This window comes from Egibacteraceae bacterium (genome assembly GCA_040905805.1).
Lineage (GTDB): Bacteria > Actinomycetota > Nitriliruptoria > Euzebyales > Egibacteraceae > DATLGH01.
Genome location: JBBDQS010000008.1, coordinates 1 through 24,668 on the forward strand (window position 1 = coordinate 1; position 24,668 = coordinate 24,668).

A 24,668-nucleotide genomic window follows, 5' to 3' on the forward strand; every position below is an offset into this window, starting at 1 on the left:
GGGGGGGGGGGGGGGGGGGGGGGGGGGGGGGGGGGGGGGGGGGGGGGGGTCGGGGTCTGGCTGCGTGGAGGCCACCACGATCCGGTCGACCAGCGCGCCGGCGTCCAGCGTGTCCGCGGCCCCGCGGGCGGCCTCGTCGCTGTCCTGCTCTGCCATGACCAGCAGCCCGCCCAGACGGGCCACGCCCGCACCCATCACGGCCGCGTGCATCGGGTCGCTGGCGGTGTACACGATGTTGACCGGCAGACCGCGCGCCGCTGACTCGTCGGCCACAGCCTGGGAGGTGGCCAGCAGGTCCGCGCCGTCCAACCGCTGAGCGTCGGGCAGCCCGTCGGCCACCGGCGCGCTGACCGCGCCAGTGCCGCCGATGACCACCGTGGCGTCGATGTCGAGCTCGTCAAGCGCCGTCTGGGTGGCTGCCGGCACCGCGCCGGCGTCAACGAACAGCACCGGCAGGTGCAACGCCGCCGCCATCGCCGACGCCGTCGCGGCCTCGTCACTGTCAGGGTTGGCGACGACCGCGGCGTCGAACGCGGGCTGACCGGCATCCTTGGCCTCGTCGGAGCGCGCGTCCATCAACCCCGCGATCGCCGCCGCCGTGGCGGCCGGGCTCCCGGCGTCGACCCGCTCGATCTCGTCAGCCGGCACCCCGGCAGCCTCCAGGTCGCTGATCACCTGGGCCGACAGCGACGACGTGTCACCCACCACGTAGGCGCCCTCGGCCTGCATCCGGGCGACCTCGTCAGCCACCTCCTCAGGCAGACCCGCCGCCGACGAGGCCAGCACCGGACCCCAGAACGCCCGTGCCAGCACTCCCCCGGCCAACGCCCCGGCCACGTCCTCGTCGTTCACAATCACCACCCGGGTCCTCGCCTCCGGGCCGACCTGCTCCACCCCGCCCGGATACGCCAGCTGTGACTGCGCCACCGACACCGCCGTCGCGTCCCCACCCACCGGCGTGAGATGGCTGACCGGCACCGCCCCGTCGGCATTCAACGCCATCCGCGCCAGGTAGATGTCCTGCGTGTCGGTGTGGAAGTTGCCCTCACGCCCGTCCGCCCACGCGAACAACAGCTCGTCGCTGCTGAGCTGCGCCATGGTGGGCCCGTACCAGATGTAGGTGCCCACACGACGGTCCAGGCCCACGTCGAGGTTGAGCGTCCGGTCGCTCACCCGCCGGTTGACCGAGAACGACTCGCCACCATCGGTCGAGTAGGCGTAGTAGGTGTCGCCCATCCCCCGCGGCGCCGGCAACGGCAACCCCACGAACGCGTGGCGGCGGTCGTGCCACACCACGTCCACCCGGCCGTCGTCGGCGACGTGGACCTCGGGCGCGCGCTGCACGGTGCCCGGACCATCGTCGTCGTTCACCCGCAGGGGCGCCGACCAGCTCGCGCCCCCGTCGGTGGAGCGCTGCAGGACGACGTCGAAGTCACCGTCCTCGAGCCTGGTGTACGTCAGGTAGAGGGTGCCGGTCCCGGCAGGATCGGCCGGGTCGATGGCCAGCTTCGGGTGGCCGCCTCCCCCGCTGATGGGGCCGGTCTCCACACGCGTCCAGGTCTCACCGTCATCGGTCGAGCTCGCCACCACCATGTCGTTCGGGTCCAGCTCCGTCACGGGGTCGCGGTTGCGCCAGGCGACGTACAGCGTGCCGTCGGGGCCGATCACCGGCTGCGAGGGCTCGCGAGCGGACTCGTCGGGGCCGCTGGCGATGACCGGCTCGTTCCAGGTCTGGCCACCGTCGTCCGACACCGCGGTGATGATCCGGCGTGCGCCTCCGCCGCCCTGGCAACCTCCCGACTCGACGAAGCACACCCATCCGGAGACCACGACCCGGTCACCCTCCCCGTCGGGCGACACGGCCAGCTGCGGACGGATGAAGAAGGGCTGGGGGTCGGGCCCGCCGGGGACGGCGACCACGCCCGGCGCGAAGGTCTGGCCCCCGTCGGTGGAGCGAGCGACGAGGATGTCGTCGCCCTCCCCGGCGATGATGCCGCTCTCCGGCCGTTGGAACTCCCCGCGGTGGGACGAGAAGGTCGTGTACACGGTGTCACCGGAGCCGAATGCCACGCTCTCGTTGACCTGGGCGTACCCGCCCGAGTCGAAGTTGTGGGTGCACACCGGGGTCGGGAAGCCGGCTGGCCCCGTGAGCTCGTCCGTCTCCCACGTCGCGCCGCCGTCGAAGCTGACGTGGTGCTCACAGGTCGCGTTGATGAAGTCCTTGTCGACCACGACGATGTGGTCGGGATCGTCGGGGTTGACCGCCATGCCCGGGATATCCCGCCCTCGGGCGGGGCGCGGGTCGTCGCCCATGCGGGCGTTCTCCGCGGTGCGCAGCGGTCCGGGGTCGGCCGGGTCCTGTGCCACGGCGCCGGGCACCGCCACGATCAGGCTGGCCAACAACGCCAGCGCCACGGTCGCCGTCAGGGCCCTGCTGGAGGTTTCCTCGCGCATGGAGCGACTCCTCTAGGTGTCTACCAGGTGTCTACGAATCGCCGTGTGCACTGCTCGCCGCCAGATCGCCGCCCCGAAAAGCCGTCCCGCACCCCGACCACGGGCACCGGTGGCCGACCTCACCCGAGGTCGGCCGTGCTGTCCTGCGTTTGCCATGCCCCCGTGATCGGACGTGACGTCCCTACTGCGCCATCGCCGATCGCAGCCCGCTCAATCGCCGCCCGAGGACCGCGACCAATCCGAGACTCGCCAGCACCACGATCGAGAGCGCCACCGCACCCGAGTCGAGCGCGCTCACCGCAGTGGACCCGACCGCGGGCACCGCGGTGCGGCCCGTGTCGACGACGCCGACCGGGGAGCGGGAGGCCGCGGTGGCGTCCGTCGCTGCGTGTTCAGCCGCAGCGAAGCGCTCCCAGCCCGTGGGTGCCGCCGGCTGCGGGCTCGTGCCGGCGACGCCGGCCGTGCCCTGCGCGGACTCGACGGGGGACGTGGCCGCAGCCGCGGTGCGCTCCGCCGCAGCGAAGCGCTCCCGCGCGGTCGCCGCGGACCCCGCCAGCGGCTCCTGACCGCTCACCGCTTGGCGCTCAGGCGTGCCAACCGCAGGCGGGGCGGCAGCCGCCGCGGCCCGCTCCGCCGCCGCAGGGGCGGGCTGTGCTGGGACACCGCCCGTGTCTGCGACCCCCGGCTGCGTGGGGACACCGGCCGCCGCGTCAGCGACCGCCGGCTGACCTGCGGTCGCCGGCTCGGCAGCCGAGGTCCCGGCACCGGTGGCCGACGACGGCGCCGGCTGGCTCGGCTCCCCGGCCGGGGCCGCAACCCCGGTCGAGCCACCTGCTGCATCCGCCGGTGCTGCCGACTGCGGGCTCACCTCCGCAGGTGCGCCGGACGGCTCGGACGAAGCAGCCGGCGCCAGCTGGCCTTGGGAGGCGGCGGCCACGACCTCGAAGGACTGGCGGCCCGGCGTGCCGTACACCGGGGTCTCGGTCTCCTCACCGGTCTCGGGATCAGTCGTCGACTGCGTCGCAACGATCACGTAATGCCCGGGTTCGACGTCAGGCACGGTGAAGTCAAACGCCACCGTGCCGTCCTCGCTCGCCTGGCCTGACCACAGCACCGCGCCGTCACGCCGGTCCCACCGCACCCGCACGTCGCCCCCCGGCGACTGGCCGTGCGACGAGCGGAACCCCTTGCCGGTCCCCTCCATCACGGAACCCGGCGTCCCTGCCGACGATGCGAACTCCAACGTGGCGAACGCCGTGCACGCATACGCCGCCGCACCGGCCATCACCACCGCCGCGGCAACCCCCACCACAAGCAGCAATCCCCGACGCACAACCGCTTCGCCCACGGCGCTCCCCTCCCACACTGCTCTGTTGTTGTGGCCTGCAGACGTGTTGTGACCTGCAGTTCGTGAGGGCGCACCGCGACCCGGTCCGCTCCTTCACAAGTCGTCAGCCTAGACCGGCGGCGGATCCTCGCAATACGTGCGTTTAGCACATAGGGGCGGGCACGCGGTGGACGACGCCCTCCACGACTGACCGGCGTGCCCTCGTCCGTTCGGGGAGGCCTTCGGCGGCGAGCCCGGTCAGATTCAGAACAGGCGCAGCTCGTTCGACGCCCGGCCGCGCAGGGCGTCGTAGTCGACCTCGATCCAGCTGATGCCCCGCGCCTCGGCGAGTACGCGCGCTTGCGGCTTGATCTGCTGGGCGGCGAACACCCCCCGGACGGGGCGCAGCAGGGGGTCGCGCTCGAGGCGCTCGAGGTAGCGGACCAGCTGCTCGACGCCGTCGATCTCCCCGCGGCGCTTGATCTCTACCGCCACGGCGCCCCCGTCGGCGTCCCGGCAGAGCAGGTCCACCGGCCCGAGGTCCGTCGGGTACTCGCGACGCAGCAGGGTGAGGCCGTCCCCGAGGGCGTCCGGGTGGGCGGCGAGCAGCTCCTGCAGGTGCGCCTCGACGCCGTCCTTGGTCAGGCCCGGGTCCTCGCCCAGCTCGTAGGTGACGTCGCCCAGGACCTCCTCCAGCGCGATCGTCAGCGTCTCGCCCTTGGGGCTCGTCACCGTCCACACCCCCTCCTGCTCGACGAGGGTGTTGGGGGCGTTCATCCAGTTCAGCGGCTTGTAGGCCCCGCCGTCGGCGTGCACCGCCACGCAGCCGTCGGCCTTGACCATGATCAGCCTGACGGCCGCCGGCAGGTGCGCACTCAGGCGGCCGGCGTAGTCCACCGAGCAGCGGGCGATGACCAGGCGCATGATCACCGAGGCTACCGGAGGCCATCGGCACCCGACCATGAAGGTGTGTGGTCTGACGCACCGCCACGGTGCGCCAGACCCCGCACCTGCCGTCGCGGGATCGACTCATCCACAGGCAAGGTCTGGGCTCTGGACCGCGGCTGCGTGCGGTCGTCCACTGGGTGGATGAGCAACTCGCCGCGCACCCGCCTGAACGCCGTCATCGCCGACCAGCACCACCACTTCGCCACCGCGCAGGCCGCCGCCTGCGGGGTCAGCGCGCGCGTGGTCGCCCGCATGCACCGCACCGGCGAGACGACGCGCGTGCACCGGGGCGTGTACCGCATGGCGAGCGCCCCGGTGACCTGGCGGGGGCGACTGATGGCGGCCCTCTTGGCGGCGGCCCCACCGATCACCGCGCCCCGGGTCGTCGGTCCCCAGGACGCAGCGGTCGCCTCGCACGGGTGGGCCGCCAAGCTGCACGGCATCGAGCGCATCGACACCCCCGAGTCTCCAGAGGTGACCGTCGCGGTGCCCCACGCCCTGGCGATCCCGGAGGTCCGCGTGCACCGGACCCGCCGGTTGGAACGCTGCGACATCACGACGGTCGACGGCATCCCGGTCACCAGCGGTGCACGCATGGCCGTGGATCTCGCCGCGGGCCTCGACGAGGCGAACGTGATGGCCCTCGCTGACGATCTCATCTGCCTGCGCGCCACGACCCGGCCGTGGCTGCACACGCGCGCGACGGCGCTGTGCGCCGGGCGTCGCCACGCCGACGTGCTCGTGCGGATCACCGCACCCGAGGCCGAAGGCGAGTTCTGGTCGTGGCTCGAGCGCACCTTCGACCAGACGGTGGTCCGGGCCTTCGACCTCCCGCCACCCGCCTACAACGTGCCCCTGCACGACCGTCGGGGCCGCATCGGCATCGCCGACGCCTGCTGGGAGGGTGCCGTCACGGTAGTCGTCGAGCTCGACGGACTGCGCTTCCACCAGCTGACCGGCCAGCGCGGCAACGACCAGCGCAAGCACAACCGCTACGCCACCGCCGGGTACGTCCCGCTGCGCTTCGGCTATCGCGACGTGGTCCGCGAGCCCGATCACGTCGCCGCTGTCATCGCCGAGGCCCTCGCCGGCGGCGGCCTGCAGACGGCGTCGGCCGGGCGCTGAGGGGTCCAGGGCACCGCTACGGTGCGCTCGACCCCTCACCCACGGCTGTGGGCCGGGCGTCCCTTGGTGTGCCCCCGTCGGGCTCGACGACCGCCGGGTCGCCGACGGCGACCACACCGGGTTCCAGCACGGTGGCGTACCAGCGGCTCCAGCCCGGGTGGCGGTCGTGGGACATGCGCATGAAGTCGCCGTCGACGAACCAGCGGGCGTTCTTCGCGCACGGGGTCGCCGGGAGGGACAGCTCGGCGAGCACGCCGCCGACGCGAAGCCGGGTGCCCGACCGCAGCGCCGCCCAGTCCAGGCCCGACAGGGCGAGGTTCTCGCCGGCGTTGCCCGCGGCGATGGGGTGGCCCTCGGCGTGCAGCTCCGCGATGACCTCCGCCGACCACAGGCACAGCGCCTGCCAGAGGCGACCGTGGAAGCGTCGGTCAGCCTGCCGATCGCCCTCGACGCCGTCGAGTCCGACCGCCGCCGCGGCCACCGGCAGCTTGGGCACCCCACCGCCCGAACGGTGGATGCCCGCCACCGCCCCCGCCGTCCGGACGGGGCCGACACCGAGGCGCACGAGCGTCCGGCCCGCCGCGCTGAGGTCCGCCAACGCGGCCTGCACGACTGCCAGCACGCCGTCGGGGTCGGCGCCACGCGCGTCGAGCAGCCGGGTGATGCTGGCCTCACGGATCGCGGCGACCGACGGCTCGCCCGGCGCCGGCGGGGACTCGACCAGATCCTGCGCGACCCCCTCGGTCAGCTGGTCCCACCAGGCGTCGAGCACCTGGAGGGTTCCGGCTACGTCGCTGCGCGTCCACTGGCTGCCCATGTACCCAGTCTCGCCCCGGCAGGCCCCCCTCGCCAGACCAGCGCGGCGGCGCCCTACCGTGTCGGGCCCCGGACACAGTGAAGGGCCCGGCGCTCTTGTCGCACCGGGCCCGCTGTCGGGTCTTGGCTCCACCCACCGGTCCCACCGGCTCTTGTCGCCGGCTGGTCCCGTCGTGGCGGGGAAGCCCTGTCGCAGATTCTACCCCGTCGGAGCCGTCTTTACGACCCCTGGCCTTCGTTGCCCGGCGAGCCCGCGAGCTCCACCGGCGGGGAGTCGGGCGGGGCGTCGACGGCGCGGAAGACGATCTCGTCGTTCTCCACGTCGGCGACGATCAGCTGGCCAGCGCTGAACTCGGCGTGCAGGATCTTCTCGCTCATCGCGTCTTCGATGTAGCGCTGGATCGTGCGGCGCAGGGGCCGGGCGCCGAGCGCGGCGTCGTAGCCCTTCTCCGACAGCCAGAGCTTCGCGTCCTCGGTGAGCTCGAGGTCGAGATCCTTGGAGCGCAGCTGGCCCTTCACCCGCTTCATCATGAGGTCCACGATCGACTTGACCTGCTCGCGGGTGAGCTGGTGGAAGACGATGACCTCGTCGATGCGGTTCAGGAACTCGGGGCGGAAGTGGCGCTTGAGCTCCTCGTCCACCTGCTGCTTCATGCGCGAGTAGGTGTCGGACTCCTCGTTGGCCGCCGCGAACCCGAGTGCCTGGGCGCCGAGGTTCCGCGTGCCGAGGTTGGAGGTCATGATCAGCACGGTGTTCTTGAAGTCGACTTCCTTGCCGTGCGCGTCGGTGAGCCGGCCGTCCTCCAGGATCTGCAGCAGCGCGTTGAAGACGTCGGGGTGGGCCTTCTCGACCTCGTCGAACAGCACCACGCTGAACGGCTTGCGGCGCACCGCCTCGGTGAGCTGGCCGCCCTCCTCGTACCCGACGTAGCCGGGCGGGGACCCGATCAGCCGGGACACGGTGTGCTTCTCCATGTACTCGGACATGTCGAGGTGCACCAGCGAGTCCTCGTCGCCGAACAGGAACTCGGCGAGCGTCTTGGCCAGCTCGGTCTTGCCGACGCCGGAGGGCCCGAGGAAGATGAACGAGCCGGACGGGCGCTTGGGGTCCTTCAGGCCGGCGCGGGTGCGCCGGATGGACTTGGACACGCCCGCGATGGCCTCTTCCTGACCGACGACGCGCTTGTGCAGCTCGGACTCCATGCGCAGGAGCTTGGCGGTCTCCTCCTCGGTGAGCTTGAACACCGGGATACCGGTCCAGTTCGACAGCACCTCGGCGATGTCCTCCTCATCGAGGGTCAGCACCGTGTCCATGCCGTCGGACTTCCACTCCCGCTCGCGGTTGGTCTTGCGCTCCAGGATCTTCTTCTCCTGGTCGCGCAGGGCCGCCGCCTTCTCGAAGTCCTGCTCGTCGATCGCGGACTCCTTCTGCTTGCGCACCCGCTGGGCGTCCTCCTCGAGGTGCTGCAAGTCGGGGGGCGCGGTCAGGCGGCGGATGCGCAGGCGCGAGCCGGCCTCGTCGATCAGGTCGATCGCCTTGTCGGGCAGGAAGCGGTCGGAGATGTAGCGGTCGGCGAGGTTGCCGGCGGCGACCAGGGCGTCGTCGGTGATGGTCACCCGGTGGTGGGCCTCGTAGCGGTCGCGCAGACCTTTGAGGATCTCGATGGTGTGCGCGACGCTCGGCTCGTCGACCGTGATCGGCTGGAAGCGGCGCTCCAGGGCGGCGTCCTTCTCCAGGTGCTTGCGGTACTCGTCGATGGTGGTGGCGCCGATGGTCTGCAGCTCGCCGCGGGCCAGCATGGGTTTGAGGATGCTGGCGGCGTCGATCGCGCCCTCGGCGGCACCCGCCCCGACGAGCGTGTGCAGCTCGTCGATGAACAGGATGATGTCGCCGCGGGTGGTGATCTCCTTCAGGACCTTCTTCAGGCGCTCCTCGAAGTCACCGCGGTAGCGGCTGCCGGCCACCAGTGCGCCGAGGTCGAGGGTGTAGAGCTGCTTGTCCTTGAGCGTCTCGGGCACGTTGCCGGCGGTGATCATCTGGGCCAGGCCCTCGACGATCGCGGTCTTGCCGACGCCGGGCTCGCCGATCAGCACCGGGTTGTTCTTGGTGCGCCGGGACAGGACCTGCATGACCCGCTCGCCCTCGCGCTGGCGACCGATGACCGGGTCGAGCTTGCCCTCCCGGGCGTACTGGGTGAGGTTGCGGCCGAACTGGTCGAGGACCGGGGAGCCCTTGGGGTCGTCCGCGGAGCCGCCCGAGACACCCGCCTTCTGGGGGCCGCCCTGACCGGGCTCGCCACCGGCGTAGCCACTCAGCAGCTGGATGACCTGGGTGCGCACCCGCGACAGGTCCGCGCCGAGCTTCTGCAACACCTGGGCGGCCACACCCTCGCCCTCGCGGATCAACCCGAGCAGGATGTGCTCGGTGCCGATGTAGTTGTGGTTGAGCATGCGGGCTTCTTCTTGGGCGAGCACCACCACTCGCCGGGCCCGGTCGGTAAATCGCTCGAACATCTCACTGCCCCCTCGTCGGGTGCGCCTACCGCAACTCTAGCATCGACCGATGCTGCGGCTGCCTGAATCAGTCTTGCGGACTCCGGCAAACGTGCGGCGTCGACGAACCAATGTCGCCAGGGATGGGGACTGCCGCGCGAATCGCGTACCGCAGAGCAAGGATAGCCTGCCCACCGGTGGCCGACAGGACCCGCCCGACCACTGCAGGCCCGCTGCCTGCGGTCAGACCCCGGGGCGCGGCGCCGGGCTGTGCTCGCGCGCTACGGCTCGCCGTCGATGGAGCGCGTCAGCGCGTTCAGGAGCCGGCCGACCTCGACCTCCAGCCGTGCGCCCAGGGCGTTGGTCTCCGCCCTGTCCAGGGTCAGCAGGCAGCCGAGCAGCAGGTGCGCGGGGCGCACGAGCCCCCTGCCGTCGCCGGACACCCGCAGCGCCTCGACGCAGGCGTCGCGGGCCGGCACCGACAGCGACAGCGGTGGGGGCTCGCTCCCATCGGCGTCCGCCGGCGCGGCATCGCCCGGCGCGGTCCCACCGGCCACCTCCAGGGCGGCGGCGACCTGCGCGTCGCCCACCCGCAGGACACCCATGATGAGGTCGTCCACCTCGATCGCTGTGTGCTCCTCGACCGCAGCCGCCGCCCGGGCCAGGCCCAGGGCGCGCCATGTGGTGTCCGATCCGCTGGCCAGGACCCTCCAACCGGCGGCCTGCAGGGCCTGCCGACCACTGGGCACGGGGGCGTCCTCGGCGGGGTCGACGCCGGCCGGCGAGGCACCGGTGTAGCCACTCAGGGTGGTCACGACCTCGGTGCGCACCTTCGGGGGGTCCGCGCCCAGCGTGGCCAGCACCTGCGCGGCCACGCCCTCGCCCTCGCGGGTCAGGCCCAGCAGGAGGTGCTCGGTGCCGATGTAGTCGTGGCCCAGGTTGGTGGCCTCGCGCAGCGACTGCTCCAGCGTCTTCTTGGCCCGCGGGCTGAAGGGGCGGTGCTCCGGCATGGGGCCGTCGCCCCGACCCACCGTCTCGTCGACGTGCTCGCGGACGGCCTCCAGGGAGATGCCGAGGGACTCGAGCGCCATCGCCGCCACACCCTCGCCCTCGTGGAGGATCCCGAGCAGCAGGTGCTCGGTGCCGATGTAGTCGTGGGTGAACATGCGGGCTTCGTCCTCAGCGAAGACCAGCACCCGCCGGGCTCGGTCGGTGAACCGCTCGAACATGACTACGCTCCGTTCCCGGGTGCGGGGCTCATGGCGCCGATGGGTCAGACCCCGGGCTCGCCGGACTCCCCGGGGAGCCGACCGCGTGGCGCAGCAGCGCCGGGCGCAGGGCGACGTCCTCGGCCCCGAGTCGCTCGGCGACGGCGGCCGCGCGCACCGGACCCAGCACCTCGAGCGCGGCGAGCAGCAGGTGCACCGGCCGGATGCCGGCGCCCTCCTCGGGGACCAGGCGCGCCGCCATGCTGCAGACGCGCCGGGCCTCACCGGACAGCGTCACCACGGCATCGCCACCGGACACGCCCTCCCGGTACCCGGGGACCAGGCGGCCAGGCGAGGGATTCTCGGCGCCGGCCTCGGCCAGCGCCGCGCCGACCTCGGGGTCGCCCACGGCCAGCACACCGACCACCAGGTCGATGCGGGCGATCTCGCCCCGCAGGGTGTCACCCGCGTGGCGGCGGGCCGCGGCCACCGCCCGCAAGGTGGCCGTCCCCGCCCAGGCCAGGAACTCCCAGCCTCCCGGGTCGCTCTCGTGGACGGTGTCGCGCTCGGCGCGGGCCCGCGCCCGGGCCCGCTCGACCCGTTCGCTCATCGGGTCCAGGCCGCCCCAGGAGCGCAGGCCCGAGGCCGGGGCCTCCTCGCCCGCCACGGCGACGGCCCGCTCCCGCACCGCGCCGAGGTCCACGCCCAGCGCCTGCAGGGCCCCGCAGGCGCGGCTGTCCTCGTCGCGCAGGAGGCCGAGCAGCAGGTGCTCGGTCCCGATGTGCTCGTGGCCGAGCCCCTGGGCCTCCCGGAAGGCCCCCTCGAGGGCGTGCTTGGCCGGGGTGGTGAAGGGGATGTGGCCGGCCGGCGGGTCCTCGCCGCGCCCGAGCATCTCCTCGATGTGGCTGCGGACGGCCTCCAGCGAGGTGAACGACACCAGCGCCTGGGACGCCGCACGCTCGCCGTCCACCAGCAGGCCCAGCAGCAGGTGCTCGGGCCCGATCGCGTCGTGGGCGAGCAGGCGCGCCTCCTCCTGGGCCTTGACGACGACCAGCCGGGCTGCGTCGGTGAACCGCTCGAACATGACACCTCCTCGTGGGGGGCGATCCTCGCACATGGGCGGGGGGCCGGCGGCCTACTCGGGTCTCAGGGTCGGGAACAGGATCACGTCGCGGATGGTCTGCACGTCGGCCAGGAGCATGACCAGGCGGTCGACCCCGACGCCGAGCCCGCCCATTGGGGGCATCCCGTACTCCATGGCCCGCAGGTAGTCCTCGTCGATGCCCATCGCCTCGAGGTCCCCCGCGTCCCTCGCGCGGGCCTGCGCCTGCAGACGGGCGCGCTGGTCGTCGGGGTCGGTGAGCTCGCTGAACGCGTTGGCCAGCTCCCGACCGGCGACGATCAGCTCGAAGCGCTCGGTCACCGCCTCGTCGTTGCGGTGGCGGCGCGCCAGCGGGGAGACCTCGACGGGGTAGTCGATGACGAAGGTGGGGTCCCACAGCGTGTGCTCGACGAGCTTCTCGTACAACTCCAGCACGAGCTTGCCCGGGCCCCAGGCGCGCTCGGTCGGCACACCGTGGCCGGCGCACAGCGCCCGCAGGTCCTCGAGCGGCGTGTCGTAGGCGAGGTCGTCGCGCCCGGTGGCCGCGCGCACCAGGTCGAGCAGCGTGCGCCGCGGCCAGTCCCCCGCGAGGTCGATCGCCCGCCCGTCGTAGGAGAGCTGCTCGGCCCCGACCGCCTCGCGGGCCGCGCGTTGCAGCAGCGCCTGCGTGAGGTCCATGATCGCGTGGTAGTCGGCGTAGGCCTCGTAGGACTCGAGGATCGTGAACTCGGGGTTGTGACGGGTGGACAGCCCCTCGTTGCGAAAGACCCGCCCGATCTCGTACACCCGCGCCATCCCGCCCACGACCAGGCGCTTGAGGTACAGCTCCGGGGCGACCCGCAGGTACAGGTCGAGGTCGAGCGCCTCGTGGTGGGTCACGAACGGCCGTGCGGTCGCCCCGCCGGGGATCGGCTGCAGGATCGGGGTCTCGACCTCGGTGTAGCCGCGCTCGTCGAGCTCGGCGCGCAGCGCCCGAACCACCGCCGAGCGGGCCGCGAACACGCGCCGGGCCTCGGCGTTGACGGCGAGGTCGACGTAGCGCTGGCGGAAGCGCGCCTCGGTGTCGGTCACCCCGTGCCACTTGTCGGGCAGGGGGCGCAACGCCTTGCCGAGCAGCGTCAGCTCGTCGGCCTTGACCGACAGCTCCCCGCGCTTGGTGGTGATCACCTGGCCGGTGGCGGCCAGCCAGTCACCGACGTCGAGCTGGTCGACGAAGGCCATGCCGTCGGTGCCGAGGGTGGACAGCTCGGCCATGACCTGCAGCTCGGCGTCGCCCTCGCGCAGCACCAGGAACGCGAGCTTGCCGTGGCCGCGGCGCAAGACCAGGCGGCCCGCCACAGCGACCGTCTCGCCGGTCTCCTGCGCCGGCTCGAGCCGGCCGTCGAAGCGGTCCCGGACGCCGGCCAGCGAGTCGGTGACCACCACGCCCACGGGATAGGGGTCGACACCCTGCGCTCGCAGCCGCTCGAGGGTGGCGTGGCGGTCGGCGATCAGGTCGTCGAGGCGGGTCTCGCGGTCGTCGGTCATGGCTGCGCAGGCTAGCGCCAACAAAAGGATCTCCATCCAGGGGGTGCACCACCCCCGTGGTTGATGAACCGCCAGTCGACCTGCGGACCCGACCGACGTGCGGACGGGAGATCGCTCCGCCGACGTCTGGCCCGAACCCAACGGCAGCGCCCTACGCGCTGCGGCGCTCCACCGACGTTCGAGTCATCCGCGGCACGTGCTCAGCCTGTCGGGCACTCGCGTGCTGCGGACACCTCGTAGTCGGGCACGGGCCGTGCCGCTGCTTCCTCGGGGGTTGTCGCCGCCCCGTTCTCCTCGATGTCGGCGATCAACCAGTCCATCTCATCGATCTCGCGGCGCTGGGCCTCGCTGATCGCGACGGCCAACTCACACACGCGAACGTCGAGCAGTTCGGACCGTTCTGATCGCGTGATGGCCAACGAGTGGTGCGGGACCATGCCACGCATGAACGCGGTGTCCTGCACGGTCACCTGGCTACGGTCGAGCACCGCGCCGACGGCGAACAGCAGCAGGCTGGCGACCACGATGGCGATGTTCGCCTTCGTGTTCCTGTACATGTTGAGCATCCAGGCGAGCATGACCAGGCCCATGGTCCCGCCCATGGTGATCGCCATGAAGACGCGGCTCTGGCTGAACCGGACGTGGCTGATCTCCCAGGAGGCCACGAACATGACGAAGTACATCACGACCATGGCCGTGAGGATCATCGCCCCGAACCGCAGGTACATGCCTGCACCATGAGAGCCGTGTCGACCGTTGCCTTGCTGTTCGTTGGAGTCCTCGTGCTTCTGGATTGCCATGTCGCCCCTTCCAGGAATGGACGTTTCGGTGTCCGGTCCGCGGCGTTGCGTCGTCGCTGTGCAGCAGCCGGACGCGCACGACGGCGCGCCTGGCACCGATCACGTGAGGAGGACCACGCGTTCGGCGACCGGGTTCGGGGACGGTCTGGCTCCCCGGTCCCGGTCAGCGGGTATCAGGTGGGATCCCACTCGTCGAGCTGACCGTTAGCGTGACGGTGGTTCTGCGTCGAACTCGCGGTAGTGGCGGGCGAGGTGGTCGTAGACGGCCGCGATCTCGTCCTCGGGCAGGTCGACACCGCCGCGTCCGCCGGTGATCACGTTCATGGCCGCGGCGACCCCGGACCAGACGACCTTGAGCTCCCCATCGACCAGCGCGTGGTGGGGCAGCTTGTAGGCGGTCTTGAGCTGGGGCGGGTCGTGTTCGTCGGCTGACTCGTCGTACCAGGCATGCGCGTTGGCGACGGCGTCCCAGCCGCCGTGCCCGATGATCCGGTCGAGCTCGTCGGTGCCGCTCCAGTCCCAGGCGCGGTCGCGGGGAGCGGTCGGGCTGGCGTGTAGTTCGGGTACCGCCATGATGGGGTTCCTCCACTATCGATCCTCTGTCGGGCCACGTTCGAGCCTGCCCGCCCGGGTTCCGGCTGAAGCGTGGGTTCGGCCTCGTCGCACGGCCGGGGGCTCGGCTGTCAAGGGCCATCTGAACCTGCCCATGGGCAGGAGAACTGCCCGCTGGTGGCCATGGTTCCTGCCCGCTGGTGGCCATCGCAGCTGCCCACGGGTGGGCCCGGGCTGGGCGAGTCCGCCGGCGCTGAGCAGGTGCGGGTGCGGCGGACGCCCGGCGGCTGGTGGTGGGTGCAAGGGGGTGAGGGGGAGCGCGGCACGGGCATCCAGCGTGCGCGGGCGTGTGGGTGGCAGGTCGGCGGCGGTGATCAACGCGAGGACGAGCGCGTGCAGCTGGCGGTCACGGGGCCGCCAGCGGTCTCAGGCGTCACCCCGCAAGTGGGCGGCCTTGTCACCGATCGATCCCAGCAGCATCCCGAACGATCCCACGATGAAGAGCCACGTACCCACGACCTGGGTCGACCCCCACAAGAAGAGCACCGAACCCACGAAGAAGGCCACGTTTCCGGCCAGACCGAGCCGGGCGTGCAGCCAGTGGAACCGTTCGAACGTGTCGAGCAACTTCGTGCGAGCACCACGAGGAGCAGCCGAGCCGTCGTCCGCGCGGTTCTGACCGTGTGCGCGCGACGGGGTCGCATCGGCGTGCGGCTCCTTTCCGGTCATGCCGTCCTCCTTTGTAGGATCAGGCCCCGTTCAGTTCAGTGTCTGCCACGGGTGTGGGGCGAGTGGTCCGGGGTGTGCATGCTCCAAGCAGCCGGTCCGACGAGGGAGTGCTCGTGGCGAGCGACGAACACGACTTTCAGGACGAGCTGCTCGAACATCTGGGGCAGTCGCTCCGATTCTCCGACGCCTACACGTGCAGGAGACAAAGCCGCGGGTCGTGGAGCTCCGCGAGGCGCTGACCGCGCCGGCAAGCCGGTCCCGCCCATCCGTCCACTCACGCGTTGCTGTTGCCACTTGGGCCTACCCATCAACACCTGCTGCCGAACTGAGCCGGAGATGACCCGAGCCATCCGTCCCTCCCCGTGGCCCGGCTGGCACCCGCGCACTATGCCCGTGGCCGCGGCGCAAGACCAGGCGGCCCGCCACGGCGACCGTCTCGCCGGTCTCCTGGGCCGGCTCGAGCCGGCCGTCGAAGCGGTCCCGGACGCCGGCCAGCGAGTCGGTGACCACCACGCCCACGGGATAGGGGTCGACACCCTGCGCTCGCAGCCGCTCGAGGGTGGCGTGGCGGTCGGCGATCAGGTCGTCGAGGCGGGTCTCACGGTCGTCGGTCATGACTTCGGGAGACTAGACGACCGCCCGGGAACGGCGACCGGGGGGCGTCCAGTGCCGTGTCCATGAGCCCCAGGGGCGGCGCGCCGAGCGCCAGCAGCGCCCGGTGGAAGCGCTGGAGGCCGTAGCCGGCGCCCCACCGCCGGCGGGCGTCGTCGCGCAGCTCGCGGATCGCGAGCTTGCCCCAGGTGTAGCGGCCGTAGGTGGGGTCGAAGGTGGCGCGGTTGGCCTCGGCCTGCGCGGAGGGCTCCGGCAGGTAGGCGTCGCGCTCGAAGGCGGCGGTCGCCTCCTCCATGCTCATGGCACCGGTGTGCACGCCGATCGACACGAGCAGCCTGGTGACGCGCAGGAGGGCCTTGCACGCGACCCCGACGGCGTAGCGCGGGTCGCCGTCGCGGAAGCCCTCCTCCACCAGCAGCTCCTCGGCGTAGTGCGCCCAGCCCTCGACGAACGCCGGGGAGTGCAGGGCCTTGCGCACGTCGCCGGGGGCCCGGCGCAGCGCCCGGCCGTGGGTGAAGTGGCCGGGCGCGACCTCGTGCGCGGTGGTGCTCGGCAGCCCCGTGTAGGTGAACGTGGCCAGCCAGCCCTCCTGGCGCTCGGGGGACCAGCTGGGGTCGGGCAGGGTGATCAGGTACCAGGAGGGTCCGTCGTCCTCGAACGGCGCCGCCCACGACAGCATCGCGGTGGCCCACCGGCGCGAGGCCGGGCTCGGCGCGACATGCACGATCCCGTCGGGCTCGTCCTCGACCAGGGCGGCGTCCGCGGTGAAGTGGAGGACCTCGTCGGTGAGCGCGCGGGCGGTGTCGAGGAGACCCTCGGCGTCGGGGTACCCGCTGTTCAGCCGCCGAACGGCCTCGGGGACGGGCACGCCCGGGCACGCCCGCCCGCACGCCTCGGCGAGCAGATCGGTGACGCGAGTGCGCTCTGCCTCCCCCTGGCGGTACAGCCGCTCCAGCGAGACGGTGGTGGCCTCGGGGGCGCCCAGCAACCGCTCGAGCGCGCGGGCGCCGAGGGCGGGGCTGGGGTCCCCGGAGCCGGCCGCCTCCTCGAGGTGGGCCACCAGCCGGCGGTGGGCCGGGATGGCGGCGGCATCCCCGGGCAGCTCGGGGTCCAGGACCTCGGCCAACCCCCGCACCGAGCCGAGCAGCGCCGCGGCCGTCGGCGCCGGGACCGCGTCGAGGGCGCGCAGGCCCGCGCCGATGGCGTCCGGCCATGCGGCCAGGTGCCGGCCGCGGGCGGCCACGCGCTCGGACTCGGGGGCGTAGTGGCGCGCGTAGACCGAGATATCGAGGTTGTCCAGGAGCAGGCGCGGGTTGCTGCGGTGCAGGGCCACCTCGTCGAACAGCACCCGCACGGAGTCCTCGAAGGCCGCCAGGTGGGCCTCGTCGTGGCGGCCTTCGAGGGCCGGCCCGCCGAGGCGGCCAAGGCCCGCCCGCACGCCCTCCGGGGAGAGGTCGGCCACGTGACCGTCGTACTGATGCAGCCCGGCCTGCTCACGGGCGGCGGGCACGAGCAGGTCGCAGACGGCGCGCAGTCGGGGGTCGATCATCGGCGCGAGGGTACCCGCGCCACCACCGGTTACGTGTTGCGGTCCCAGATCATCCGCAGGCCCCGCAGGGTCAGCCACGGGTCGTGGTGGTCGATGGTGCGGCAAGCCCGCACGATCGGAGGGGCGAGGCCACCGGTGGCGATCACGACGGGTGCCGTCTCCATCTCGGTGGCGAGCTCCTCGACGATGCGGTCGACCGCGCCGGCGAACCCGTACACCGCGCCGACCCGCATGGCCTCGACCGTGCTGCGGCCGATCGCGCGGGTGGGTTCGACCAGCTCGATGCGGGGCAGCTGCGCGCCCTTGGTGGACAGCGCGGACATCGACGTGGCGATGCCCGGCGCGATGGCCCCGCCGACGAACTCGCCCTTGCCGGTGTAGACGTCGAAGCTGGTGGCGGTGCCGAAGTCCACGACCACCCCCGGGCCCCCGTGCCGGGCGTAGGCCGCCAGGGCGTTGACCAGCCGGTCCGAGCCCACCTCGCGGGGGTTGTCGACGTCCAGGGCCATGCCCGTGCGCACGCCCGGTCCGACGAACACGGGCATGAAGTGGAAGTACTTGTGGGTCATGACCCGCAGCATCTCGGTGACCACCGGAACGACCGAGCACACGATCACGCCGTGCACGTTCTTGGAGAACGACAGGTCCGCGAAGGACATCAACCCGCCGAAGAGCAGCGCGAGCTCGTCGGGGGTGCGCTGCGCCTCGGTCGAGATGCGCCAGTGCTCGACCAGGTCCTCGCCGCTGAACACGCCGATGACCGTCTGGGAGTTGCCCACGTCCACGGCGAGCAGCACCGCTACGCCCCGTCCAGGTCGAGGCCGATGTCCAGGGCCGCCGCGGAGTGGGTCAGCGCGCCGACCGCGACGGCGTCCACGCCCGTCTCGGCGACGGCGCGCACCGTGGCGAGGTCGATGGCGCCGCTGGCCTCCACGAAGATCGGCTGGGGCTCCCGCCGGGCGCGGGCCACGCCGCGGCGCAGGGCGTCCAGGGTGAAGTTGTCGAGCAGCACCGCCCGGGCGCCGGCGGCCAGCGCCCGGTCGAGCTGGTCGAGGTCGTCGACCTCGACCTGCACCGGGCGTCCCCGCGCACCGTCCAGCGCCGCTCTCGTGGCAGCGGCGACCCCGCCGGCGGCGGCGACGTGGTTGTCCTTGACGAGCAGGCCGTCGCCCAGGCTGCGGCGGTGGTTGACCCCGCCCCCCGCGGCCACGGCGGCCTTCTGGAGGCCACGCAGGCCCGGCAGGGTCTTGCGGGTGTCGCGCACGACGCACCCGGTGCCGGCCACCGCCGCCACGTACCGGGCGGTGGCGGTGGCCACCCCCGACAGGTGCGAGAGCAGGTTCAGGGCGGTGCGCTCGCCCGCGAGCACGGCCCGGGTCGGCCCGGCGACGGTGGCCAGGGTGGCGCCCGCCTCGACCAGGTCGCCGTCGCGCACCAGGGCCGTGAACCCGACGGCGCCGTCCACCGCGGCGAAGACGGCGTGGGCGGCGTCGAGGCCGGCGACCACGCCCGCGGCGCGGGCGACCAGGCGTGCGGTGGCGCCGGCGTCCGCGGGCACGGTCGCGGCGGAGGTGGCATCCCCGCCTTCGCCGAGGTCCTCGGCCAGGGCGGTCGCGACGACCGCCTGCACCCCACCCGTCATGAGGTGGACAGCACGTCCTCGATCCGGGTCGCCGCGGTCTCCGGCCGGCCCGGGATGGCCCGGTTGTCCTCGCCGCAGTACACGACGGTGGGGACGTGCGCGCGAGCCTCGGCGTCGGTGTAGGTGGCGTAGGAGATCACGATGACCGTGTCGCCAGGTGCCACGAGCCGGGCCGCCGCACCGTTCAGGCACAGCTCGCCCGAGCCGCGCTCCCCGGCGATGACGTAGGTCTCCAGGCGCGCGCCGTTGTCGATGTCGACGACTTGGACCTTCTCGTGGTCGAGGAGGTCGGCCGCCGCCATCAGGTCCGGGTCGATGGTGATCGAGCCCATGTAGTGCAGGTCGGCTCCGGTCACCGTGGCCCGGTGCAGCTTGGACTTCATCAGGGTGCGCAGCATCGTGCTCCCTTTCCCGTGTCAGTCCGCCGGTCGTCGGGTGCCTGGTCTGGCTACTCGACTGTCGGGGGGATCCAACCGGATGGTGTCGATGAGGCGGGTCGTGCCCACGTGGGCGGCCACGAGCGCCTGCGCCGGGCCCTCCACGACGCCCTCGAGCGGTTCGAGGGTCTCGGGGTCACCGACCTCCGCATAGTCGAGGCGGACACCGGGCGCAGCCTCCAGTGTACGGCGCAGGTCGCTACGCGCCCCGTCGGCGTCGCCACCCCATGTGGCGGCGACCGCGCGCAATGCCGCCGACAGCGCGCGGGCGGCCTGCCGCTGCCCCGGGGAGAGGTAGGCGTTGCGGCTGGACAGCGCGAGGCCGTCGGCTGCCCGCACGGTCGGGCACGCGACGACCACCACGGGCAGGCCCAGGTCCGCGACCAGGACGCGGATGATGGTGAGCTGCTGGTAGTCCTTCTCGCCGAAGTAGGCGCGGTCGGGGCCGGTGACGGCGAGCAGCTTGGTGACGATCGTGGCGACGCCGTCGAAGTGGCCTGGACGGCGGGCGCCCTCCAGACGGTCGCCGAGCTCGCCGACGCGCACGGTGACCACCGACGGCGCGAAGCCCGCCGGGCTGAGCACCAGGTCGGCGCCCAGGCGATCGAGCCGCGCGACGTCAGCGTCGAGGTCGCGGGGATAGGTGGCGAAGTCCTCGTCTGGTCCGAACTGCAGCGGGTTCACGAAGATGCTCACGACGGTGACGTCGCACTCGTCGGCTGCCCGGGCCACCAGCGCACCGTGACCGTCGTGCAGGGCGCCCATGGTGGGCACCAGCCCGATGGTCGCGCCGGCTCGCCGGTGCGGGGCCAGCGCGGCGCGCAGGGCCCCAGCGGTGCGCACCACCTCAGTCACCGCCGCCCCCACGGCTGTCGGTGGCGTCGAGGACGCGTGCGACCGCGGCGGCGGCATCAGGGTCAAGGCCCGCCCGGCGGGCGTGGCGCAGCGCCAGGCGCGCCAGCTCCAGGTAGGCGTCGACCGCCTCGGGCATCGCGGTGCGCAGCTCCTCCAGCTGGCTGGCCAGGGTGCCGGCGTCCCCGCGACGCACGGGGCCGGTCAGGGCCTCGGCGCCCCGCTGCGCGGCGTTGCCCGCGGCGGTGGTGGCCAGGGTCCCGAGGAAGGCGCTCGGGTCGCTCACGCCCGCGCCGAGCAGCAGGTCCCGGGCCAGGGTGACCACGCTGGAGGTGGCGTTCGCACCCACCACGAGGCCGGTGTGGTACAGGGTCCGGCTGCCGGCGGCCACGGTGACCGGGCTGCCCCGCAGGTCCGTGACGAGCACGCGCGCCCAGCCGAGGTCGGCATCGTCGGCGGTGACCGCCCACGACACCCCCGCCAGGCTGTCGGCGCCGGCGTCGGGGTCGGGGAAGGTGTGGGCGGGGTGGCACGCGGCCACCCGGGCGCCCGCGACCCTCGCCGGGCGCAGCACCTCGACGTCGAAGCCGCCGGCGACGTGCACCCAGCGGCTGCCCTCGGCGACCCCGTCGTCGCGAGCCACCCCGCGCACCACGGCGGCCACCGCGTCGTCGGGCACGCACACGACCACCAGCTCGGCGGTGCGGGCCGCGGCAGCCGCCGCCAGGGGCACCGCGCCGGGCAGGCGCCGACAGAACGCGTCCAGCGCGTCCCGGCCTCGCCCGGCGACCGCCACGACGGGGTAGCCGGCCCGGTCCAGGGCAATGCCCAGCGCGGTACCCACGCGGCCCGGCCCGATGATCGCGGTGCGCCTCACGGGAGCCGTACCTGCGACCCGACCATGGTCACGCCCTCGATCGGGGCGAGCCTGGCCAGCGCGGCGGTCAACGAGGTCCCGTCCGGCAGGGCCTCGCCCGGGGCGACCTCGATGAGGGGCACCAGGGCGAACGCCCGCTCGACCAGCCGGGGATGGGGGATCTGCAGCCTGCGGGTCGCCACCGTGCGGGGGCCGTACAGGAGCACGTCCATGTCGATGGTGCGCGCCCCCCACCGCACCGTGCGGTCCCGGCCGAGCGCCGCCTCGATCACGTGGCAGAGATCCAGCAACCTGGCGGGGGAGCGCCGGGTGCCGACCCGGACGGCGACGTTGAGGTACTCCTCCTGCTCGGGGCCGCCCACGGGCGCGGTCTGGTAGACGCTCGACACCGCCTGCACACTGGTGCGCGCGTCGGCGTCCAGGCCGTCGACGGCTGCCTGCAGGTAGGTCAGCCGGTCACCGAGGTTGCTGCCGAGGCCCAGGTAGGCGACCTCCGCGTGACCGACCGGGGGGATGATCGCGCTCATGGGGCGGTGCGGCGGATGACGACCGCGACGGCATCCAGCTCCAGCGGGATGGCCACCTCCGGCTTGGCGACCCGCACCTCCACGGCCGTGACCCCCGCCTCGCGCAGCGCGAGGCCGGCCAGGTGCGAGGCCAGCCCTTCGATCAGCGTGAACCGGGTCCCGGCGACCTCCTCGGCCACCGCGCGTGCCAAGGCGTCGTAGTCTACGGTGTCGGCGAGCGCGTCGGAGGAGGCCGCGGCCGTCAGGTCGCACTCCAGCACGAGGTCGATGGCGAACATCTGCCCGCGTTGACGCTCCTCGGGGAAGACACCGTGGTGTCCGAAGACCTGGAGGCCGGAGATCTCGATGCGGTCCATGGCCGTGCGCAGGATAGCGCCGGGGTGTGCTCCATCGCCCGACTGGGTAGGTGGATGTCATGCAGCGCCTGCCACCGCCGCGAGGTGGACATGACCCCGGAGACGGCTCGTTCCCTGTTGCATGTGCCCCCCACCGCATCCTCCGCCGAGGTCGAACAGGCCTTCCGTCTCCTGGCTCCCGGGAGACATCCCGACCGAGGCGGCGACGCGGAGGACTTCCGCCTGCTGCTGCAGGCGAGAGCGGTCCTCCACGCTCGCCGATCCAAGGGCCCGCACACACCGCTGACCGTCGTCCATCGAGGACCGTGGTGGCAGCGTCTGCTCCGCGCGCTGCACCGATCCCTCGGGCGGAGCTCATCGGTCCCCAGGGTCAGATGATCGTCATGGCGCCGACCAGCCGAGAAGAGAGGGGAACGCCGTGACCACTGCTCGGTTCGGCACGCTCGTGGGCCTTGCCATCGGCGCGGTCTGGGTGTTCGCAGGCTTCACGAGCGCACTGCTCGTGGCTGCCCTGGCCGCGGTCGGCTTCGTCGTCGCCTTGATGATCGAAGGGCGCGTCGACGTCACCGAGTATCTCGGGCACCGCCACGACGAATGACCGCAGCGCACACCGGATGAAAGGAAGCACACCATGACCGATACCGACACCCCCCAGCGGTCGTCACCGTCACCGGCCAGGTCGCGCGGCGGCTCCGTCGCGCAGCTGGAGACCGAGCGCGGCGCCACCTCCATCGACGACTCGGTGGTGGCGAAGATCGCCGCCCTCGCCGCCCGGGAGATCGACGGCGTGGCGGCCTTGGGCGGGAGCCTGTCCGGCGCGCTCGGCGATGTCGTCGGGCGCATCCGCGGCTCCGAGCATCGCACCTCCGGCGTGGGCGTGGAGGTCGGCAGTCGCCAGGCGGCGGTGGACATCAACTGCCAGATGGAGTACCCCGCGTCCATCCACGAGGTCGCGGAGAGCGTCCGCCAGAACGTGATCGACCGCATCGAGTCCATGACGGGGCTCGAGGTCGTGGAGGTCAACATCGCCGTCAACGACCTGGTGTTCCCCGGGGGGGACGACGGCGAGAGCGCCGACACACGCGTCGAGTAGCGCGACCCCATGGGTGAGGCTGTGGTCTCCTCCGTCGCCGTGGCGCGCATCGCTGCCGCGGCCGCGCGGGAGGTCCCCCATGTGCTGGCACTCGATGGGGGAGCTCGCGGCGAGATCGCCACCTACGGGCCCCAAGGGCCGGTGCGGGGCGTGCGCGTCGACCGGTCCGCGACACCCCGCGTGCGCGTCCGCACGGTCATGAGGTTCGGGGAGAGGCTGGGGGAGGTCGCCGAGGAGGTCCGTCGCAGGGTTCGCGAGGAGCTGGCCGCGCAGGTGCCGGCCTTCGCCGATGCGATCGTTGACGTGCACGTGGCCGATGTCCGGGAGGATGTCCGGGAACCCGACGAGGATCCCACGCCGTCGGCGCCTCCCGGGGACCCCCGGCCCGGGCCCGAGCGGTCATGAACGCCCTCAACCGGCTCCTCGGGCTCCTGGTCGGGCTGACGCTACTGGGCGCTGCCCTGCTGCTGGTGGTGGAGACCGTGCTCTCCTTCCTCCAGCGCCCGGCCTGGCTGGTCCCCCTCGACCAGTGGGCGACCGAGCTCTCGAGCCTCTCGTGGCAGAACCGCACCCTGATGGTGGTGGCGGCCCTGTGCGTCGTGGCCGGGGTCGGGCTCGTCACCCTGCAGCTGTGGCCCGCCCGGCCCGCCGCGCTCCGCCTGATCGAGCAGCGGGTGAACCGTTTGGCGGCCCTGGACGGGCGCGGCCTGGAGGAGCTGCTGCGCCGCACGGCGGTGGACGACGGCGACGTGCAAGGGGCGGCGGTGCGGGTCTCCCGACGAAAGGCCCGGGTGGAAGGCAGCGTGCCCCGGGACGCCCAGGTCTCGGCGGTGAGGGCGCGCACCCGCGAGCGGGTCCAGGCGTGCGTGCGCGAGCTACGCCTCGAACGCCCGTTGAAGGTGGTCGTGCGCCTGCGGCGCAGCAAGGTGCGCGTCCGGTGAGCCGGAGGCCCAACCGCATCGTGCTGGCGCTCCTGGGGCTCGTGCTGGTCGCCGGGGGCGTCCTCGTCCTCCTGGCCGCCTACGGCATCCTCCCGGTGGCCGAGCCGGGCGCCCTGTACGACGACCTGGCCGCAGCGGCCGAGGCCAACCCCGAGCCGTGGGCCGGCGGCGTCGTCCTCGGCGGGCTCCTCGCCGCGGCGCTCGGGGCCTGGCTGGTGCGACGCCAGCTCAGGGGCCGCCGTGGCGGTCGGCTCGGCACGGTGACCCTGGCCCGCGAGGCGCGCGGTCGCACCACCGTTGAGGCTGCGTCGGTCGCGCGTGCCGCCGCAGCGGACCTGCGCCGCGGGCCGGGGGTGGTGAGCAGCAACGTGCGCATGGTCACGTACGGCTCGCGGCCCCGGCTGCTCGTCGCGCTCGCCATCGACACCGACACCGACCCGCGTGCCGCCCTGGGCGTCGCCGAGGAGGTGTATGCGCGCGTCCGCGAACTGCTGGGCGCCCCGGACCTGCACGTGGACACCGTCGTCAGACCCACCGCGGAGCTCGGCGACCGCGTCCGGTGAGCGAGGGACCGGGGATCCCCATGGAGGTGGTGGTCTGGCCGGGCCACACACCCGGGGCAGCCGCCGGGCCACACGACCACCGTGGAGGTGGTGGTCTGGCCGGGCCACACACCCGGGGAAGCCGCCGGGCCACACGAC

Annotated in this window: 26 protein-coding genes; 6 read left to right on the forward strand and 20 right to left on the reverse strand. The window is 73.0% G+C overall.

Annotation, left to right across the window (positions count from 1 at the left end; genetic code table 11):
* The 3 genes from WD250_01485 to nucS all read right to left on the reverse strand — a co-directional run.
* Positions 1 to 2,454: cell wall-binding repeat-containing protein (locus tag WD250_01485; protein ID MEX2618866.1), on the reverse strand; the 2,454-nt coding region annotated here is incomplete at its 3' end.
* Between the two features lie 181 nt (positions 2,455 to 2,635).
* A complete protein-coding gene (locus tag WD250_01490) occupies positions 2,636 to 3,802 on the reverse strand; it encodes a hypothetical protein (GenBank protein ID MEX2618867.1) in 1,167 nt (388 codons plus the stop codon).
* 243 nt (positions 3,803 to 4,045) lie between these two features.
* Complete coding sequence (nucS, locus tag WD250_01495) at positions 4,046 to 4,705, reverse strand: endonuclease NucS (protein ID MEX2618868.1); 660 nt, start codon at positions 4,703 to 4,705, stop codon at positions 4,046 to 4,048.
* A 165-nt stretch (positions 4,706 to 4,870) separates the two neighbouring features.
* Here nucS and WD250_01500 point away from each other — a divergent pair, with 165 nt between their 5' ends.
* The gene (locus WD250_01500; protein MEX2618869.1) at positions 4,871 to 5,854 is read left to right on the forward strand and encodes a type IV toxin-antitoxin system AbiEi family antitoxin domain-containing protein; all 984 of its coding nucleotides are present in this window, start codon (positions 4,871 to 4,873) and stop codon (positions 5,852 to 5,854) included.
* A 16-nt stretch (positions 5,855 to 5,870) separates the two neighbouring features.
* Here the strand turns inward: WD250_01500 and WD250_01505 are convergent, their stop codons facing one another.
* From WD250_01505 to folB, 17 genes are all read right to left on the reverse strand, one after another.
* On the reverse strand, positions 5,871 to 6,671 hold the full coding sequence (locus WD250_01505; protein MEX2618870.1) for an MOSC domain-containing protein: 801 nt from the start codon (positions 6,669 to 6,671) through the stop codon (positions 5,871 to 5,873).
* A gap of 218 nt (positions 6,672 to 6,889) precedes the next feature.
* Complete coding sequence (locus WD250_01510; protein ID MEX2618871.1) at positions 6,890 to 9,184, reverse strand: ATP-dependent Clp protease ATP-binding subunit; 2,295 nt, start codon at positions 9,182 to 9,184, stop codon at positions 6,890 to 6,892.
* A 260-nt stretch (positions 9,185 to 9,444) separates the two neighbouring features.
* A complete protein-coding gene (locus WD250_01515; protein ID MEX2618872.1) occupies positions 9,445 to 10,392 on the reverse strand; it encodes a Clp protease N-terminal domain-containing protein in 948 nt (315 codons plus the stop codon).
* Positions 10,393 to 10,420: 28 nt separating this feature from the next.
* Positions 10,421 to 11,455 carry a Clp protease N-terminal domain-containing protein gene (locus WD250_01520; GenBank protein ID MEX2618873.1) on the reverse strand — a complete coding sequence of 345 codons (1,035 nt, stop codon included), beginning with the start codon at positions 11,453 to 11,455 and terminating at the stop codon, positions 10,421 to 10,423.
* A 51-nt stretch (positions 11,456 to 11,506) separates the two neighbouring features.
* On the reverse strand, positions 11,507 to 13,000 hold the full coding sequence (lysS, locus tag WD250_01525) for a lysine--tRNA ligase (GenBank protein MEX2618874.1): 1,494 nt from the start codon (positions 12,998 to 13,000) through the stop codon (positions 11,507 to 11,509).
* 200 nt (positions 13,001 to 13,200) lie between these two features.
* On the reverse strand, positions 13,201 to 13,800 hold the full coding sequence (locus WD250_01530; protein MEX2618875.1) for a DUF305 domain-containing protein: 600 nt from the start codon (positions 13,798 to 13,800) through the stop codon (positions 13,201 to 13,203).
* 204 nt (positions 13,801 to 14,004) lie between these two features.
* Positions 14,005 to 14,373: a hypothetical protein gene (locus WD250_01535; protein MEX2618876.1), complete on the reverse strand. Its 369-nt coding sequence runs from the start codon at positions 14,371 to 14,373 to the stop codon at positions 14,005 to 14,007.
* A 405-nt stretch (positions 14,374 to 14,778) separates the two neighbouring features.
* Positions 14,779 to 15,081: a YrhK family protein gene (locus WD250_01540; protein MEX2618877.1), complete on the reverse strand. Its 303-nt coding sequence runs from the start codon at positions 15,079 to 15,081 to the stop codon at positions 14,779 to 14,781.
* Positions 15,082 to 15,381: 300 nt separating this feature from the next.
* Positions 15,382 to 15,696 carry a hypothetical protein gene (locus WD250_01545; protein MEX2618878.1) on the reverse strand — a complete coding sequence of 105 codons (315 nt, stop codon included), beginning with the start codon at positions 15,694 to 15,696 and terminating at the stop codon, positions 15,382 to 15,384.
* On the reverse strand, positions 15,680 to 17,242 hold the full coding sequence (locus WD250_01550) for a DUF885 family protein (GenBank protein ID MEX2618879.1): 1,563 nt from the start codon (positions 17,240 to 17,242) through the stop codon (positions 15,680 to 15,682). The genes WD250_01545 and WD250_01550 overlap by 17 nt, the downstream gene beginning before the upstream one ends.
* A gap of 29 nt (positions 17,243 to 17,271) precedes the next feature.
* Entirely contained in the window at positions 17,272 to 18,039 is a 768-nt protein-coding gene (locus tag WD250_01555) for a type III pantothenate kinase (protein MEX2618880.1), read from the reverse strand.
* A 2-nt stretch (positions 18,040 to 18,041) separates the two neighbouring features.
* Positions 18,042 to 18,884: a carboxylating nicotinate-nucleotide diphosphorylase gene (nadC, locus tag WD250_01560; GenBank protein ID MEX2618881.1), complete on the reverse strand. Its 843-nt coding sequence runs from the start codon at positions 18,882 to 18,884 to the stop codon at positions 18,042 to 18,044.
* The gene (gene panD / locus WD250_01565; protein MEX2618882.1) at positions 18,881 to 19,282 is read right to left on the reverse strand and encodes an aspartate 1-decarboxylase; all 402 of its coding nucleotides are present in this window, start codon (positions 19,280 to 19,282) and stop codon (positions 18,881 to 18,883) included. The genes nadC and panD overlap by 4 nt, the downstream gene beginning before the upstream one ends.
* An 18-nt stretch (positions 19,283 to 19,300) precedes the next feature.
* Entirely contained in the window at positions 19,301 to 20,176 is an 876-nt protein-coding gene (gene panC / locus WD250_01570) for a pantoate--beta-alanine ligase (protein ID MEX2618883.1), read from the reverse strand.
* Positions 20,169 to 21,050 (reverse strand): Rossmann-like and DUF2520 domain-containing protein, encoded by an 882-nt coding sequence (locus WD250_01575; GenBank protein MEX2618884.1) that lies wholly within the window; start codon positions 21,048 to 21,050, stop codon positions 20,169 to 20,171. Before WD250_01575 ends, panC begins: the two co-directional genes overlap by 8 nt.
* Positions 21,047 to 21,577: a 2-amino-4-hydroxy-6-hydroxymethyldihydropteridine diphosphokinase gene (gene folK / locus WD250_01580; GenBank protein ID MEX2618885.1), complete on the reverse strand. Its 531-nt coding sequence runs from the start codon at positions 21,575 to 21,577 to the stop codon at positions 21,047 to 21,049. Before folK ends, WD250_01575 begins: the two co-directional genes overlap by 4 nt.
* A complete protein-coding gene (gene folB, locus WD250_01585; protein MEX2618886.1) occupies positions 21,574 to 21,933 on the reverse strand; it encodes a dihydroneopterin aldolase in 360 nt (119 codons plus the stop codon). The genes folK and folB overlap by 4 nt, the downstream gene beginning before the upstream one ends.
* 418 nt (positions 21,934 to 22,351) lie before the next feature.
* Here folB and WD250_01590 point away from each other — a divergent pair, with 418 nt between their 5' ends.
* From WD250_01590 to WD250_01610, 5 genes are read left to right on the forward strand one after another with little or no spacing between them, the layout of a single operon-like run.
* Positions 22,352 to 22,531, forward strand: coding sequence for a hypothetical protein (locus WD250_01590; GenBank protein MEX2618887.1), 180 nt, complete (start codon positions 22,352 to 22,354; stop codon positions 22,529 to 22,531).
* Positions 22,532 to 22,564: 33 nt separating this feature from the next.
* Positions 22,565 to 23,026, forward strand: coding sequence for an Asp23/Gls24 family envelope stress response protein (locus WD250_01595; protein ID MEX2618888.1), 462 nt, complete (start codon positions 22,565 to 22,567; stop codon positions 23,024 to 23,026).
* 9 nt (positions 23,027 to 23,035) lie between these two features.
* Positions 23,036 to 23,431 carry an Asp23/Gls24 family envelope stress response protein gene (locus tag WD250_01600; protein ID MEX2618889.1) on the forward strand — a complete coding sequence of 132 codons (396 nt, stop codon included), beginning with the start codon at positions 23,036 to 23,038 and terminating at the stop codon, positions 23,429 to 23,431.
* Positions 23,428 to 23,967, forward strand: a complete 540-nt coding sequence (locus WD250_01605; protein ID MEX2618890.1) for a DUF6286 domain-containing protein — start codon at positions 23,428 to 23,430, stop codon at positions 23,965 to 23,967. The genes WD250_01600 and WD250_01605 overlap by 4 nt, the downstream gene beginning before the upstream one ends.
* Entirely contained in the window at positions 23,964 to 24,530 is a 567-nt protein-coding gene (locus WD250_01610) for a hypothetical protein (GenBank protein ID MEX2618891.1), read from the forward strand. The genes WD250_01605 and WD250_01610 overlap by 4 nt, the downstream gene beginning before the upstream one ends.
* The last annotated feature ends 138 nt before the right edge of the window (positions 24,531 to 24,668 follow it).

Coding starts and splice junctions, on each gene's coding strand:
- nucS (MEX2618868.1), bottom strand. CDS start 4,705: ATGCGCCTGGTCATCGCCCGCTGCTCGGTGGACTACGCCGGCCGCCTG.
- WD250_01500 (MEX2618869.1), top strand. CDS start 4,871: ATGAGCAACTCGCCGCGCACCCGCCTGAACGCCGTCATCGCCGACCAG.
- WD250_01505 (MEX2618870.1), bottom strand. CDS start 6,671: ATGGGCAGCCAGTGGACGCGCAGCGACGTAGCCGGAACCCTCCAGGTG.
- WD250_01510 (MEX2618871.1), bottom strand. CDS start 9,184: ATGTTCGAGCGATTTACCGACCGGGCCCGGCGAGTGGTGGTGCTCGCC.
- WD250_01515 (MEX2618872.1), bottom strand. CDS start 10,392: ATGTTCGAGCGGTTCACCGACCGAGCCCGGCGGGTGCTGGTCTTCGCT.
- WD250_01520 (MEX2618873.1), bottom strand. CDS start 11,455: ATGTTCGAGCGGTTCACCGACGCAGCCCGGCTGGTCGTCGTCAAGGCC.
- lysS (MEX2618874.1), bottom strand. CDS start 13,000: ATGACCGACGACCGCGAGACCCGCCTCGACGACCTGATCGCCGACCGC.
- WD250_01530 (MEX2618875.1), bottom strand. CDS start 13,800: ATGGCAATCCAGAAGCACGAGGACTCCAACGAACAGCAAGGCAACGGT.
- WD250_01535 (MEX2618876.1), bottom strand. CDS start 14,373: ATGGCGGTACCCGAACTACACGCCAGCCCGACCGCTCCCCGCGACCGC.
- WD250_01540 (MEX2618877.1), bottom strand. CDS start 15,081: ATGACCGGAAAGGAGCCGCACGCCGATGCGACCCCGTCGCGCGCACAC.
- WD250_01545 (MEX2618878.1), bottom strand. CDS start 15,696: ATGACCGACGACCGTGAGACCCGCCTCGACGACCTGATCGCCGACCGC.
- WD250_01550 (MEX2618879.1), bottom strand. CDS start 17,242: ATGATCGACCCCCGACTGCGCGCCGTCTGCGACCTGCTCGTGCCCGCC.
- nadC (MEX2618881.1), bottom strand. CDS start 18,884: ATGACGGGTGGGGTGCAGGCGGTCGTCGCGACCGCCCTGGCCGAGGAC.
- panD (MEX2618882.1), bottom strand. CDS start 19,282: ATGCTGCGCACCCTGATGAAGTCCAAGCTGCACCGGGCCACGGTGACC.
- folK (MEX2618885.1), bottom strand. CDS start 21,577: ATGAGCGCGATCATCCCCCCGGTCGGTCACGCGGAGGTCGCCTACCTG.
- folB (MEX2618886.1), bottom strand. CDS start 21,933: ATGGACCGCATCGAGATCTCCGGCCTCCAGGTCTTCGGACACCACGGT.
- WD250_01595 (MEX2618888.1), top strand. CDS start 22,565: ATGACCGATACCGACACCCCCCAGCGGTCGTCACCGTCACCGGCCAGG.
- WD250_01600 (MEX2618889.1), top strand. CDS start 23,036: ATGGGTGAGGCTGTGGTCTCCTCCGTCGCCGTGGCGCGCATCGCTGCC.
- WD250_01605 (MEX2618890.1), top strand. CDS start 23,428: ATGAACGCCCTCAACCGGCTCCTCGGGCTCCTGGTCGGGCTGACGCTA.